The 14806-nt window shown below is 63.7% G+C and carries 10 protein-coding genes and 1 pseudogene; 10 read left to right on the top strand and 1 reads right to left on the bottom strand.

The genetic code is table 11. The features are described 5' to 3' along the window. Positions 1–97 precede the first annotated feature (97 nt). The 5 genes and pseudogenes from RCH11_RS04415 (at position 98) to RCH11_RS04400 (ending at position 7789) form a co-directional block, all read left to right on the top strand. A complete protein-coding gene (locus tag RCH11_RS04415; RefSeq protein WP_327055768.1) occupies positions 98–1384 on the top strand; it encodes a DUF58 domain-containing protein in 1287 nt (428 codons plus the stop codon). Further along, positions 1381–3783 (top strand): transglutaminase domain-containing protein, encoded by a 2403-nt coding sequence (locus tag RCH11_RS04410; RefSeq protein WP_327055767.1) that lies wholly within the window; start codon positions 1381–1383, stop codon positions 3781–3783. Before RCH11_RS04415 ends, RCH11_RS04410 begins: the two co-directional genes overlap by 4 nt. Positions 3784–3787: 4 nt before the next feature. Beyond that, a pseudogene (locus RCH11_RS18145) lies at positions 3788–4096 on the top strand (double zinc ribbon domain-containing protein); the annotation flags it as partial. A gap of 339 nt (positions 4097–4435) precedes the next feature. After that, positions 4436–4747, top strand: coding sequence for an FHA domain-containing protein (locus tag RCH11_RS04405; RefSeq protein WP_327055766.1), 312 nt, complete (start codon positions 4436–4438; stop codon positions 4745–4747). Between the two features lie 96 nt (positions 4748–4843). Further along, on the top strand, positions 4844–7789 hold the full coding sequence (locus RCH11_RS04400) for an FtsK/SpoIIIE domain-containing protein (RefSeq protein WP_327055765.1): 2946 nt from the start codon (positions 4844–4846) through the stop codon (positions 7787–7789). A gap of 24 nt (positions 7790–7813) precedes the next feature. On the opposite strand, the gene ald is transcribed toward RCH11_RS04400, so the two are convergent. Further along, a complete protein-coding gene (ald, locus tag RCH11_RS04395; protein ID WP_327055764.1) occupies positions 7814–8929 on the bottom strand; it encodes an alanine dehydrogenase in 1116 nt (371 codons plus the stop codon). A 274-nt stretch (positions 8930–9203) separates the two neighbouring features. On the opposite strand from ald, the gene RCH11_RS04390 reads away from it, so the two are divergent. From RCH11_RS04390 to RCH11_RS04370, 5 genes are read left to right on the top strand one after another with little or no spacing between them, the layout of a single operon-like run. Continuing rightward, complete coding sequence (locus tag RCH11_RS04390; protein ID WP_327055763.1) at positions 9204–10439, top strand: ABC transporter substrate-binding protein; 1236 nt, start codon at positions 9204–9206, stop codon at positions 10437–10439. Beyond that, on the top strand, positions 10439–11638 hold the full coding sequence (locus RCH11_RS04385) for an ABC transporter ATP-binding protein (protein WP_327055762.1): 1200 nt from the start codon (positions 10439–10441) through the stop codon (positions 11636–11638). Before RCH11_RS04390 ends, RCH11_RS04385 begins: the two co-directional genes overlap by 1 nt. Before the next feature lie 4 nt (positions 11639–11642). Further along, positions 11643–12554 (top strand): ABC transporter permease, encoded by a 912-nt coding sequence (locus RCH11_RS04380; RefSeq protein WP_327055761.1) that lies wholly within the window; start codon positions 11643–11645, stop codon positions 12552–12554. Between the two features lie 20 nt (positions 12555–12574). After that, positions 12575–13420 carry an ABC transporter permease gene (locus tag RCH11_RS04375; protein WP_442789003.1) on the top strand — a complete coding sequence of 282 codons (846 nt, stop codon included), beginning with the start codon at positions 12575–12577 and terminating at the stop codon, positions 13418–13420. Beyond that, on the top strand, positions 13420–14775 hold the full coding sequence (locus tag RCH11_RS04370; protein ID WP_327055760.1) for a transaminase: 1356 nt from the start codon (positions 13420–13422) through the stop codon (positions 14773–14775). The genes RCH11_RS04375 and RCH11_RS04370 overlap by 1 nt, the downstream gene beginning before the upstream one ends. Positions 14776–14806: the final 31 nt, after the last annotated feature.

Here is a 14806-nt window from a genome sequence, read left to right as displayed (position 1 = left end):
GCAATCGGGTCATCCATCGCGGTCGTCAACGTCGGCGCACTTCGATTCTTCCCACAGCACAGCCACCGTCGGTCTCACCAACGCCCGCACTCGCATCGTGGGTGATCGCACCGGCTTCCTCGCCGACACGATCATTACGCTCGTGCGATTCTTCCGCGCAATTGCTGGCATCTTCATCGCGTGGTTTCGGCGCATCTCCTCGGTCATCACACCGCTCGGCTGGTCGATGCTCCTTGTGGTGCCTGCTGCCTTCACGCTCGGTTACAGTCTCGGCTGGGTGGAGCTGGTGGCAGTTGCCTTCGCCGGCACGATGCTGATCATCATCGCCGCGATCTACCTGATTGGTCGCAACGCCTTCGCCATTACGCTCTCGATGCCGCACAGCCGGGTGGTGGTGGGGGAAAGGGCGACCGGCCTTATCATCGTGGCGAATCCGACTCGTCGTCGGCTTATCGGCGTGAAGGTCGAGGTACCGGTCGGTCGTGGGCTCGCCGAGATCGCGATGCCTGGCCTCTCTCGCGGCGCCTCCTTCCAGCACGAATTCCTCGTGCCGACGGCCCATCGCGGGGTGCTCGCGATCGGACCAGTGCGCTCCGTGCGAGCTGACCCGGTGGGACTCGTTCGCCGGGAGCTGGTTTGGACCGAGTCGAAGGAGCTATTCATCCACCCCCGCACGATCGGTATCCCTTCCACGAGCACCGGCTTCGTGCGCGACCTCGAAGGAAACCCCACGAAAGACTTGTCGAATAGCGACGTGTCGTTTCATGCGCTCCGAGAGTATGTTCCGGGCGATGAGCGCCGCTATATCCATTGGAAGAGCACGGCAAAGACCGGCACCTACATGGTGCGTCAGTTCGAGGAGACCCGTCGTAGTCACCTCGTGATCGCCCTGAGCCTCGCCACAGCGAACTATGCCACCGAAGAGGAGTTCGAGATGGCGGTGAGTGTCACCGGTTCCCTGGGAGCGCGGGCGATCCGGGATGCCCGGAATGTGGCCGTCGTCGTGAGCGAGAAGACCCCTGAGTTCGCCAAGCACAAAGTTCTCGCGGTGCGGCACCTGAATACGCGCACCCGCGCGCGATTGCTGGATGACCTCGCTGTCGTCGACAGCGCGGAGTCGGTGCTCGGCATTATGGATGTCGCGCGGGTCGCTGCCGATGAGGTGACAGGTATTTCCGTTGCCTTCCTGGTCTGCGGGTCTCTCGCAACTCCCACCGAGCTGAGAGCGGCCTCGACAAAATTCCCGCCCGGCGTGGAAGTGATCGCGATCGTCTGCGACCCAGAGACGGTCCCTGGGCTGCGTCGTGTCGCTGGGCTCAGCGTGCTGACCATCGGCTATCTCGAAGACCTGCAGAAGTCCCTGGCGAGAGCAGCGGCCGGGTGAGTACCGGTTCCGACAGCGTCCGCCGGATCGACAGCAAGCGCCGGACCAGGGTCGAGACACGCCGAACGGTCACGCGTCGAGTGAACGGTCGCGCGCGTCTGCCCGCTGGTTTCGCGGCCATGACCATCCTCATGCTCTGGGCGACTACTCTCGTGGCTTCGGCCGCACTCTGGCCGATCTACCAATCGATTCAACTCATCGCGCTTGTGGGTGTGTCTGTCCTCGTCGGGTCGGCGATCGCGTTCTCCGGGGCGCTCTACCGCTGGTCGACGCTCACTCTCACCCTCGTCACGATCGGGGTTTATCTGCTCCTTGGCGTGCCTATCGCTATCCCGGATCGTGCCTTCTTCGGCGTGCTTCCCACAGCATCGGGTGAGCTCGATCTCCTTCGCGCAACTGCCCTCAGTTGGAAACAGCTCCTCACCATCACTCTCCCGGTCGGCTCCTACCAGGCGCTTCTTGTGCCGGCATTCATCCTGGTGCTCGGCACTACCGTCATCGGTCTGTCGGTGGGACTCCGTGCCCGTTGGGGGGAGCTCGGCGTACTCGCCCCCATATCCCTCTTCATCACGGCGATCGCATTCGGTGCAGCCACAGCAACTTGGCCGATCGAGCTCTCGCTCGGTCTGCTCGCGACGGTGCTCGGTTGGCTGGTCTGGCGGCGCTGGTATCGGCGGCGCGCGTCTGTTCGCCTTCTCGCCGCGCAGGCTCTCGATAGGGATGGCCGACCGCTTGAGACGGTTGGCGACAACAACTTTGCAGGGTTCCGCACTGTTATCGGCGCGGGCCTCATCGTGGTGCTCGCCGCCGGGACCGCTGTCGCCGCAACAATATACCTGCCGCCAACCGCGCAGCGCCACGTGCTGCGCACCGCGATCGAGAAACCCTTCGACCCACGGGTCTACGCCAGCCCGCTGAGCGGGTTCCGGCACTACGAAGAGGCGCTCGACGCCAACGCGACAATGCTCACTGTCTCCGGCCTCCCCATCGGCGGACGTATCCGCATTGCCACTCTCGATACCTATGACGGAATCATCTACTCGGTGGGTAGTTCGCAGGTGACGAGCGAGTCGGGATCGTTCACTCGCGTTCCCGACAGTTTCGACCAGTCGGGTACCGCGGGTTCGCCGATTACCGTGCGCGTCACTGTCGGAAACTACGCTGGCATCTGGCTTCCGACCGTTGGCAAGTTCGAGAGCGTCTCCTTCTCGGGCACGGATGCCTCGGAGCTGCGGGACTCGTTCTTCTACAACAACACCAGCGGCACAGCCGCGGTGGTCAAACCACTGCGATCGGGAGACAACTACTCACTGTCGGCTGTGGATCCTCGCCAGCCTTCGGCCGATCAACTTGCACTGCTTCGGCCGGGCACCGCGGAAGTTCCGCGGCCAGCCAATCTCCCCGATCAGCTTTCCTCCACCCTCGACGAATGGACGCGTTCGCAGGCCACCGTTGGAGCCCGCCTTCTGGCAATGATCACGGCGATGAAGACGACCGGATACATCAGCCACGGAGTGGATCCGGAGCAACCGCTGAGTCGTTCGGGCCATGCTGCCGATCGCATTACCCAGCTCCTGACCGACCAGCGCATGATCGGCGACCAGGAGCAGTACGCCGTGACGGCTTCGCTGATGGCTCGACAGCTGGGATTTCCGTCCCGGGTTGTCTTTGGGTTCGTGCCAGAGGTGAACACCCAGGGCCCCACCGAGGTGCTCGGCAAAGACATCTCCGCCTGGATCGAGGTCGACACCGCGCAATACGGATGGGTCACGATTGATCCGACACCCCCAGTGCGCAACATCCCTCCGGAGCTACCGAAGGACCCCGCCTCTGTTGCCCGACCGCAGTCGCCGGTGCAGCCCCCTGCCGACAACCGCGTTCAACCCGATAACCAGTTGCCACAGGACAGCCCCCAGGACGCACCACCGGCGGACAACCCACTGCTGCTCGTGCTTCTCGCCGTGCTTCAGGTTTTGGGCTGGGTCCTACTCGGTGCGGCCATCGTGCTCGCGCCATTCCTGGCGATCGTAGTAGCGAAGGTGCGACGACGAATGCTCAGGCGCCGCGCACCGACGGCCCTTCAGCGGATCAGCGGCGGCTGGCAGGAGTTCGAAGACGCCGTCGTGGACCACGGATTCGACCCTCCGATCTCACCAACGCGTACCGAGGTCGCCGCGACCATCGGTGGCGTGCCGTCGCTCGTTCTCGCCGCGGTCGCCGATCGAGCGGTGTTCTCGCCCGAGGAGCCACGGGATGATGAGGCCGATCAGGTGTGGCGTGCGGTTGCCGACCTCCGCGACTCGATGAAAGAGGGTCGGACGCGTTGGCAGCGCATCCGGTCGGCGATCTCGCTCCGATCACTCGGTGGATATAGTGTCAAGAGACTGTTCAGGCGATAGTCGAATGGCTGAACTGGGGGAGGGTCCGCGAGAAATGACGTGCACGTACTGCGGGACCGTCTTGCCACCCAGCGCACTTTTCTGCGGGGAATGCGGTCGAGCGGTCACCGGTGCGCCAGTCATTTCTCTCGGGCTGGCGTCTGCGCCTCCTCCATCGATCGAGCAGCGACAGACGGTCGGCTACGAGCACTTTCCGCTACGGCCGACGGCGGATTATCCGGTTCCGTCGCTCGTCCTCCCGAGGTCCGATGGCGCCGCGACCGTCGTCTGTGAGCAGTGCGGGTCTCCCATGTCAGAAGACGATATTTTTTGCGGAGAGTGCGGCTTCGTGTCCCGCGCTGCAAGCGAGGACTTTGGCCGTTCTCGTGACACCGCCATCATCGAGTTGGGTCCTCCGCGCGTGCCGGCAGCGCGACCGCTTCCGGTACCACTCGTCGATCGGCTGCCTGATTTCCCATCTGCGGAGCAATTGGATGCTCACGGTGTCATCGAGGTGCCGGTCCGGCCGAGCGAACCTGTGCCGCCGCCGGTGCCTCCGAGGACCGGGTTGCCCTCACAACCCCCCGCGGGTGCTGACCTACCGTTCGACGATTCCGCCGATCTGGAGGCCACACGCATTTCCCGTGCTGGCCATGCGGGCGAACGATTCGTATTGCAATTCAGCACCGGCGAAAGCTTCACTGTTTACGGCAGTGGGCTCATCGGTCGAAATCCACGATCCGAGCCGGGGGAATACTTCGATCAGCTCGTTCGCGTGCTCGATCCGAGCCGATCGGTCTCCAAGGTGCACCTCCAATTCGGCCAGGAAGCCGGTCGATTCTGGATCATGGATCGCTTTTCCGGTAACGGCACGATTGTGCGCGAACCCGAGTCGGAACCGGTGCGATGCCAGCCCGAGAAGCGGTTTCGTCTCGCTCGCGGCACCCGCGTCGACATCGGAGAGCAGTTCTTCATTGTGAGCTGAGTCGCACCTCTCCTCGGACGCCGGGGTGCGTGACCCACTGTCCAGAGATGGTGCGGGGCGATCGATGAAGGTCGTCCGGACTGGTTTCCTTGTCCAATGCCAGAATCACCCTCCCGCGATCCGTTCCCGCCCCCATCCCCGCGCGCACCGCCCGCCGCGGTTCCGTCGGGGCGCCAGCACTCGATAGCAATTCCACGAGTACCCGAGGTTGCCCGTCCACATAGCTTTCCGGTTATCGCGGTGCTCGCACCGGTTATCGGGTCGGTGCTGATCTGGGCACTCACCCGGTCACCATTCGCGCTCGTCTTTGCGCTTCTCGGACCGCTCGTCGCCATCGCCAGCGTGGCAGACGCCCGCATCCAGTCCCGGCGAATGTCACGACGAGAGTCCGCTCGCTTCGACCGTGAGGTCGCGGTGGCACGGGTCAGTATCGAACGATTTCACTCGGGAGAGCGCGAAAGTCTTCTCCACGCCACGCCGGGAGCTGTCGGTCTCACAGCGCGGTCGATTCACGATCCTGAGCGGTGGCGTACTTCGGCGGCGGCGGGCGTACCGGTACGGCTGGGGCTCGGTCGCATGGCGAGCACAGCGCAGTGTGACCCTCCCACTATGGCGCTGGAGGAAACAGCGGACCCCGTTCGGCGCGAGTTGGATCGGCTGCTCGATACAGCGTCGACGATCGATGGTGTACCGATAGTGACGGATGCCCGGCTCGGCCTCGGGCTCTGCGGACCGGGTGCTCTCGCGGAGGCCGTCGCCCGCGGCATCCTGATGCAGCTCGGCGGCCGATTGTCACCGCAATCGACAACTTTCCGACTCGGCGGAGAGGCAGCGCACCGCTGGGTGGAGAACCTCCCGCATCGATTCGTGGAGTCGTCGCCCGGATACGGAAGCACTTCGGTGACTTGGACGTCTGACGGCGAGACCGGAGTCGTCGCTGTTGCTACACGCCTGGAAGACCTGCCTGTCGAGTGCCGAGTGGTCGTAGAGGTGGGCGCCGGATGCACCGCACGGGTGATCCGTTGTCCCGACGATACGGGGATTGCACCGCTCCCACTGGTGATTGTGGTGGAGTTCGTCTCTGCCGAGCAGGCCAGGGAACTCGGACGGTTTCTCGCGAAATCGGCCACGATTCTCGGTCGGGAGCCCTCCGATTCGGACGAGGTCGGAGAGCAGGATTTCTCCTCTCTGCCCCTGCCGGCGACGCCGTCGGCGATCCCGGGGTCGCTCGCTTGCGTTTTCGCTCGGTCGAATGACGACGGTACAGGAGTCACGGTCGATATCGTGGCGCAGGGGCCTCACGCTGTCGTCGGAGGCACGACGGGCAGCGGCAAGAGCGAGCTGCTCGTGAGCTGGGTACTCGCGATGGCGCGCGCACACCCTCCCTCGGCGGTGAATTTCCTGCTCGTGGACTTTAAAGGCGGTGCCTCGTTCGGCCCTATCCGCGCCCTGCCGCATGTGGTCGGGATCGTGACAGACCTCGACGAACGGACCGCTCACCGAGCGATGCTCAGCTTACGTGCCGAGCTACGCTTTCGTGAGCGGATCATCGCCGTGGCCGGCGCCCGGTCAATCGATGACCACAATGTCGACCTGCCCCGCCTCGTAATCGTCGTTGACGAGTTCGCCGCGATGGCCGCAGACTACCCCCAGCTGCACGAACTCTTCGCCGACCTTGCGGCACGCGGTCGATCGCTCGGACTCCACCTGGTGCTGTGCACGCAACGACCCGCCGGGGCGATCCGGGATGCAGTGCTCGCCAATGCGACTCTTCGGCTGTCGCTGCGGGTCAACAACCGTGCCGACAGCGTTGCGGTGCTCGGTACAGCGCAGGCTGCCGAACTCTCCGGCGAACGCCCCGGCCGAGCCTGGATCTCGATCGGTGGTGACTCGGCGCGACTGCTGCGGGTGGCGCGCGCGACCGACGACGATGTGCGTCTCGTGATCGAGCGGTACCCGCTGGCGGCGCGAGAAATACGCCGTCCCTGGTGCGATGATCTTGCGCCGGTGGTGCTGCTGTCGACTCTTGACCGTACGGGCAGCGGTATCCCATTCGCCCGTGTCGATCTGCCGGAGGAACAGCGCCAGGAGACGGCCCGTTACGAACCATCCCAGCGGGGCAGCCTGCTCGTTATCGGAGCCCAAGGGTCGGGGAAGAGTGAGTTGTTCGCCACCCTGGCCGCGGCATCCGGTGTCGACCGGCTTCCCGCGACACCCGACGAAGCCTGGGACGCAGTCGAGATCGCACTCGGCCGAGTGCGTGCGGGAGTCGTCGGTCCACGGTTGCTACTCGCGGACGACCTGGATGCGCTTGTCGGGCGCTTTGGCGAGGAATACCAGCCGAGCTTCATCGATCGTCTGGTGGAACTTGCTCGCGACGGCTCGGTGGTGGGGTTGCAGCTCGGACTGTCCGTTCGACGGATTTCGCCCGCACTGCACACCCTCGTCTCACTGTGCGATGAGCGGATCATCCTGCGGCTCGGTTCGCGCCAGGACCATCTCATGGCTGGTGGCAGCGCAACGGGATTCACCACGGATGCTCCGCCCGGCGCGGGCGAATGGAGAGGGTCGCGAATCCAGATCGCGCTGCGATCGCCTGTCCAACCGGACTCCGCAGGCTCGGCGTCGCCCGCGGTCAGCCCGTTCGATCTCGCGGCCTACGACTCCGTGATCGTCGTGACCACCCGGGTTGCCGAGTTTACGAGACGCCTCCGTGCGTTCGATGTGCCGGTCGCTGAACTGCGCAACCTCCCTGCGCCGGGGGTATCGGCATCCCGGATGAGCGCCTCTGTGCTTGAAGTCGTGGATGCCCACAGGCCCGATGTAATTGTGGGCGACCCGGACGGGTGGCAGGCCAACTGGGCGGCACTCGGGGCACTTCGTTCCGGTGCACTCATCGTGTTCGATCGGTGCAGCGTCGCCGAGTTCCGCGCGATCAGCGGTCGAAGGACGCTCCCTCCCCCGATCCGGGCAGGAGCGGACCAGTGCTGGGTGCTCGAGCCGGACGGCTCTGTCAGGCGGATGCTGGCACCAACCGCCTGACGCTCGACTTTCGCCACAGCGTGCTCAGGCCAGCACGCTCGCGAGAGTGCGGAAGCCGAGGCCGTGGGCAGCGGCGACCGGCTCGCTGATGATCTCACCGGCATAGGTGTTGAGGCCGAGGGCGAGCGACGGGTCAGCACGCAACGCTCCGACCCACCCGTTGTTGGCGATGGCTCGTACGTAGGGAAGGGTCGCGTTCGTGAGCGCATAGGTGGAGGTGTTCGGCACCGCGCCGGGCATGTTGGCGACGCAATAGAACAGTGAGCCGTGCACGGTGAAGGTGGGGTCCGCGTGGGTGGTCGCGTGCGAATCGGCGAAGCATCCGCCCTGGTCCACCGCGATGTCCACGAGCACGCTGCCCGGCTTCATCCGCGACACGAGTTCATTACTCACCAGCTTTGGGGCCTTGGCGCCCGGCACGAGCACGGATCCAATAACCATGTCGGCGGAGACGCAGGCTCGATCGATCTCGAACGAGTTGGACGCGATGGTCTTGACTCGGCCGGCGTACAGGGCGTCGAGCTCGCGAAGACGCTGGAGGTTGGTATCGAGTACCGTGACTTCGGCACCGAGGCCGACGGCAACAGACAGCGCATTGGTGCCGGCCACACCGCCGCCGAGCACGACAATCGTGGCGGGATGCGTGCCGGGAACGCCCGGTACGAGCAGGCCGGGGCCGCCGTTGGGCTTGAGCATCGCATTCGCGCCGACGATGGGGGCGAGCCGACCGGCAACTTCGCTCATCGGCGCGAGAAGGGGGAGCGCGCGCGAGGGCAACTGCACGGTTTCATAGGCGATGCCGGTCACGCCGCTCGTGAGAAGTTCGTCAGTGAGACTCCGTTCCGCAGCGAGGTGCAAATAGGTGAAAAGAAGGAGATCGTCACGGAAATAGCCATACTCGCTCTCCACCGGCTCCTTCACCTTGAGAAGGAGATCCGCTTCCGCCCACGTGGATGCCGCATCCGAGCTGATTGCCGCGCCCGCATCGACGTACGCGTCGTCCGGGATGGACGACCCGAGTCCTGCACCGCTTTGCACAAGCACCTCATGCCCGTTGGCAACGAGGTCATGCACCCCCGCCGGCGTTATCGCCACCCGGAACTCGTTGTTCTTAATCTCGGACGGAACGGCGACTCTCATGACACTCCTGGGTGATCGGCGCTGCAATTTTGCCACAGCGCTGTGGCGAGCGCGCTCCTCGAATCGAGGGTTCGCGCACCCCCAGCGTAGCGGCGCGAGACGCGTGATTCCGCAACGAAATCATCCGTCAAGGTACTGATTTCGTGAAGATTATGTTTCAAGATGGTTGATTTGCCCCTTTTTGGGTGCACTCGGGTGGTGTCCTGTGCGAGTATCGACCAACGCGGTCCGCCGATGTTCCCGTTTGCTCAAGTCGTGAAGGAGTCGTATCTCAATGACCCGCTCAATTCCCACGGATCCGATGGTCCAACGCTTGATCCGTGAGGCGCGTAGCGCCACTCTCAGTCGCAGAAACGTGCTCACCGGCGCGGGAATCGGGGCAGCGGCGCTCTCGCTTGCGGCCTGTTCCACCGGAGGGGCGGCACCGGGGCCGAGCGCGGCAGTTGATAAGTCGAGTACTGATAAGAGCATCAAGTGGGACAACTGGGCGCTCTACCTCGACGAGGCAAAGGACGCCAAGAATCACCCGACGCTCGACGCTTTCGAAAAGCAGTCTGGGATTGCGGTCAAGTACGACGTCGCGGTCGATGACAACAACACCTATTACGGCAAGGTCAAGGATCAACTCGCGCTTGGCCAGGACATCGGGGCAGACTTGGTCTGCCTTACTGACTGGATGGTCAGCCGGCTCATCAAGCTCGGCTACGTGCAGAACTTCGATCTCTCGAAGATCCCGAACGCCAAGAACCTGACACCGTCGCTCCAGAAAGTCGATTTCGACCCGGGTCGTAAGAAGTCATTGCCCTGGCAGGGCGGTTTCGCCGGTATCTGCTGGAACAAGGACAAAGTGCCCGGCGGCCTGAAGTCGGTCAACGACCTGTGGGACAAGTCCCTCAAGGGACGCGTCGGGGTGCTGTCGGAGATGCGAGACACGATTGGCCTCATCATGGCGCAGGCAGGAGTGGACATCTCGAGCAAATGGGCAGACGCCAAATTCGATAACGCGATCGACGTATTTCGCAAGCAGGTCAGCGACGGGCAAATCCGCAACATCAAGGGCAATGCCTACACGGAGGACCTGAAGAGCGAGGACACGCTCGCCGCGATCTGCTGGTCTGGCGACATCACGGCGCTCAATACCGAAAACGCCACCAAGAATGCCGACGCCGCGGACAAGTGGCAGTTCGCCATTCCAGAAGCCGGCGGCTCCCTGTGGAACGACAACTTCATCATCCCGATCGGCTCTCCGAAAAAGTCTGACTCGGAAGAACTCATCAACTACTACTACCAGCCGGAAGTCGCGGCTCAGGTGGCCGCCTGGGTCAACTACATCACCCCGGTGGTCGGTGCGAAGGAGGCGATGCAGGCCATCGATCCCGGCCTCGCGGACAATCAGCTGATCTTCCCCGATGAGAAGACACTGGCGAGTGTGAAAGTCTTCCGCACTCTCACCGGTGCGGAGGAAAGTAAATTCGGCGCCGCTTTCCAGGCCGTTCTGTTGGGATCTTGATGGCCTCGGGAGCGTTCGCCGAGTCCGGCGCTGACCTCGAGCTGGTGGGTATCCAGAAACGGTTTCCCGGTTTCACCGCGATCGAAGAGATGAATCTGGTCATTCCGGCCGGATCGTTTTTCGCTCTGCTCGGGCCATCCGGGTGCGGTAAGACCACCACTCTCCGTCTCGTCGCGGGGCTAGAGGAGGCCACCGCCGGTCGCATCCTCATTGGGGGTAAGGACGTCACAGACACCAAGTCGTTCCAGCGTCCGGTGAACACGGTCTTCCAGAGCTATGCCCTGTTTCCGCACATGTCGATCATCGACAACGTTGCGTTCGGTCTCCACCGTCGCAAGATTGCGGATGCCTCGACGAAGGCCCATGAGGCGCTGCGGCTGGTCGAGCTCGACCACCTCGCCACACGTCGTCCCTCGCAACTCTCCGGTGGGCAGCAGCAGCGCGTTGCTCTCGCGCGTGCGATCGTCAACCGCCCGGCCCTCCTGCTGCTCGATGAACCGCTCGGCGCGCTCGACCTCAAGCTCCGCCGCCAGATGCAGCTCGAACTCAAGTCGATCCAGGAGGAGGTCGGCCTCACCTTCCTGCACGTGACCCACGACCAAGAGGAGGCCATGACCATGGCCGACACTGTCGCGGTGATGAATAAGGGTCGCATCGAGCAGCTCGGGTCACCCGAGGTGCTTTATGAGCTTCCCCGCACGGCCTTCGTGGCCAACTTCCTCGGCCAGTCGAATCTCTTCACCGGGCCGGTGGGCGGCACCACCGCCGACAGCATCTCCGTCGACATCGAGGGCTGCAAGATCGTCGTACCGAAGTCGCGCGCGCAGCGTCACTCGGGTCATGTAACCGTCGGGGTTCGGCCGGAGAAGCTCACTCTCCATCTGTCCGAGCCGGCGTCGGCTGCCGGTACTAACATCCTCGGACCGGGGCGGGTTATCGACGTCTCGTTCAGCGGCGTGAGCACCCAATACATCATCGCGATTCCCGGCCACGGATCCGTCGTTGTATTCGTGCAGAACACCGGGGCGGGCCCGTCGGTCACCGAGGGCGCGGAGGCGTGGGTCTCCTGGAATGTCGAGCACGGGTTCGGCCTCGAAGACGAAGCTCCTGCCGAACCGCGTTTCGATGCGGACACGGACACCGCGACGATCGCCGTGCAGAAAAAGCGGTCGCTCATGTCGGAGCTCAGGGGAGCATAAGTCCATGGCATTCTCCGCATTCGCCACGGGCACCACGCAAGAACAGGCCCCGCGGCGCAAGAGCCGCATCGCCCTGTTGTTGCTGCTTCCGGGCATCCTCTATCTCGTGTTGTTCTTTCTCGTGCCGCTTGTATCACTGGTAATCACGTCGTTGCAGTCGCCGTCGGCTCTCGGAGACATTGGCCAGTACCAGACGGGCTTTGACTGGCAGAACTACGTCACCTCCATCACCCAGTACGGCGGCCAGATTCTGCGGTCGTTCTTTTACGCGGTACTCGCGACAGTATTCGCCCTGCTGTTCAGCTATCCACTCGCCTACTTCATCGGGGTGAAGGCGCGCCCCTGGCCTCTCCTGCAGAACCTCATGCTCGTACTCGTGATCGCTCCGTTTTTTATCAGCTTCCTGCTGCGCACCCTGGCGTGGAAGTCGCTGCTCTCGGACGAATCGGGCTTCGTGACGGGGCTCAAAGCGCTCTCATTGCTCGCTCCGGATGCTCACGTCACCGGCACCCCGGTCGCTGTCGTCTTCGGGCTCACCTACAACTTCATCCCGTTTATGACGCTTCCGCTGTACGCGGCACTCGAGCGGCTCGACACCCGCTATCTCGAAGCGGGAAGCGACCTCTATGCCCATCCATTCACTGTCTTTCGTACGGTGACCATCCCGCTCTCGATGCCCGGCATCGTCTCGGGGGTGCTGCTCACTTTCATCCCCGCGGCCGGCGACTACGTGAATGCCAGTCGAGAGTTTCTCGGCGGCACCGGTACGTCAATGATTGGAAACGTGATCGAAAGCAACTTCCTGGTGCTGCTCAATTACCCTGCCGCAGCGTCGTTGTCGATCATCCTCATGGTCGTGATCCTCGCGATCGTCACCGTGTATGTGCGCCGGAGTGGAACGGAGGATCTGCTGTGACCGTGCAGGAAGGGCTCGCCATCGCATCGGCGGTCGACACGCCGAAGAAATCACGTGGACCGCGAACGCGCTTCAGCCTCGGAAGCTGGCTGCTGCCGGTCTACACGGCGCTCGCGCTCGTTTTCCTTCTCATCCCGATCGCCTACACGTTCATTTTCTCCTTCAACGACTCGATCAAGTCGAACATTTCTTGGCGCGGGTTCACCCTCAATAACTGGATAAACGTCTGCGATGCGCAGGATGTGTGTTCTGCCTTCGGCAACAGCATCCTGATTGGCATCACTGCCACGCTCATTGCCACCACCCTCGGTACGATGATCGCCATCGCGCTCGTACGTTATCGATTCCGCTTCCGGTCGGGCATCAGCCTTCTGCTGTTCCTCCCGATGGCGACTCCCGAGGTGGTACTGGGCGCCGGTCTCGCCGCCGAGTTCCTCGGCGCGGGAGTGGAGAAGGGCCTGGTGACCATTATCATCGCCCACACAATGTTCTGCATCAGCTTCGTGGTGGTCACGGTGAAGGCGCGCGTCTCAAGTCTCGATCCTGCCCTCGAGGAAGCCGGGCGTGACCTGTACGGATCGCCAGCCCAGGTTTTCTGGCGGATCACCTTCCCGCTGCTGCTCCCGGGTATCATCGCGGCGGCGCTGCTGTCGTTCGCCCTGAGTTTCGACGACTTCATCATCACTTTTTTCAACTCCGGATCGGCCACCACGTTCCCCAAATACGTGTACATCGCGGCCTCCCGCGGGATTCCGGCCGAAGCGAATGTGATCGCATCGGCAGTCTTCCTCATTGCCATCATTCTCGTCGTCTCGCAGCAGGTCAGCGCTGCGGTACGTCGAAAGCGCCTCGAGAGGGTTGGCTAATGCACTATCACGACCGAGTTCGTCTTGCCGGGCTCTGGCAGAGCGAGATCGACCTGTTCCGCGCGGCACGCCCGCGCTCGGCAGAGCTGTTCGACCAGGCGACACCGCATCTGCCCGACGGCGTTCCGATGCTCTGGATGGCCAAATGGCCTGGCCCCTGGCCCGTCTACGTCGAGTCCGCCGGCGGTTCACACTTCGTCGATGTCGACGGTATCGACCACGTGGACCTCTGCTTAGGCGACACCGGCGCAATGTGTGGACACGCGCCGGCCGCCACTGTCGCGGCCATCTCCGCGCAGCTCGCGAAGGGGTCAACCTTCATGCTGCCGACGGCGGATGCTGCTGCCGCTGCCGGTCTGCTGGCCGAGCGCTTCGGGGTGCCGGCCTGGCAATTCAGCCTCTCTGCCACCGATGCCAACCGCAGCCTGATCCGTTACGCCCGCCAGGTGACCGGTCGGCCAAAGATCGTCGTGCACGATTACTGCTACCACGGCACCGTTGACGAGGCCTATGCCACCCTCGATGAATCGGGCGCCGTCGTCGAACGACGAGGCACGATCGGAGCGCCGGTACCACCCTCTCTCACCACCGCTGTCGTTCCGTTCAATGACGTTCCCGCGCTCGAAGCGGCTTTTGCCACCGGCGAGATCGCGGCGATGCTGATGGAGCCGGCGCTCACCAACATTGGAATCGTTCTTCCCGACCCGGGGTATCACTCGGCCGTTCGGGAACTGTGCACCCGCTACGGGGTGATCCTGATCATCGATGAGACGCATACTTTGTGCGCGGGTCCTGGCGGAATGATCGCTCGCGATGGTCTCGATCCCGATGCGGTGGTCGTCGGCAAGAGCATCGGTGGAGGTATTCCCGCTGCGGCATATGGCATGACGGCGTCGTTCTCCGCGCTCGTACGCGACTCACTCGACCTCGAGGACATCGACGTCGGGGGAGTCGGCGGCACTCTCGCGGGCAATGCAGTCTCGCTCGCGGGCATCCGCGCGACCCTGTCAGAGGCGCTGACCGCAGAGGCGTTCCCCGGCATGATTGATCGCGCAACCGAGTGGACCGTCGGCGTGCAGTCGGCGCTCGACGAGTTTGACGTGCCCTGGCAGGTCACCCAGCTCGGTGCCCGCTCCGAATACAGCTTCCGGGCCACCGCGCCGCACGACGGTGCCGAGGCTGCAGATGCTGACGATTTTGAGCTGCAGCAGTACCTTCACCTGCATGCCCTCAACCGAGGCATCCTGATCACGCCGTTTCATAACATGGCGCTCATGGCACCGAGCACCACGGCGGCAGACGTCGAGCGGCACACTGTCGCGTTCCGCGAGGCGGTCGTCAGCCTCTACGCCTGAGGGTGGCGCAGGCGGTTCACCGGGCGGCGCA

Origin of the sequence: Glaciihabitans sp. GrIS 2.15 (genome assembly GCF_035984695.1) — a bacterium.
Classification (GTDB): Bacteria; Actinomycetota; Actinomycetes; order Actinomycetales; family Microbacteriaceae; genus Lacisediminihabitans.
This window is presented reverse-complemented; position numbering and strand designations above follow the sequence as displayed.

Bases quoted from the DNA above. Each gene is read 5' to 3' on its own strand.
- RCH11_RS04370 (WP_327055760.1), top strand. From the start codon at position 13,420: ATGCACTATCACGACCGAGTTCGTCTTGCCGGGCTCTGGCAGAGCGAG.
- RCH11_RS04385 (WP_327055762.1), top strand. From the start codon at position 10,439: ATGGCCTCGGGAGCGTTCGCCGAGTCCGGCGCTGACCTCGAGCTGGTG.
- ald (WP_327055764.1), bottom strand. From the start codon at position 8,929: ATGAGAGTCGCCGTTCCGTCCGAGATTAAGAACAACGAGTTCCGGGTG.
- RCH11_RS04400 (WP_327055765.1), top strand. From the start codon at position 4,844: ATGCCAGAATCACCCTCCCGCGATCCGTTCCCGCCCCCATCCCCGCGC.
- RCH11_RS04380 (WP_327055761.1), top strand. From the start codon at position 11,643: ATGGCATTCTCCGCATTCGCCACGGGCACCACGCAAGAACAGGCCCCG.
- RCH11_RS04390 (WP_327055763.1), top strand. From the start codon at position 9,204: ATGACCCGCTCAATTCCCACGGATCCGATGGTCCAACGCTTGATCCGT.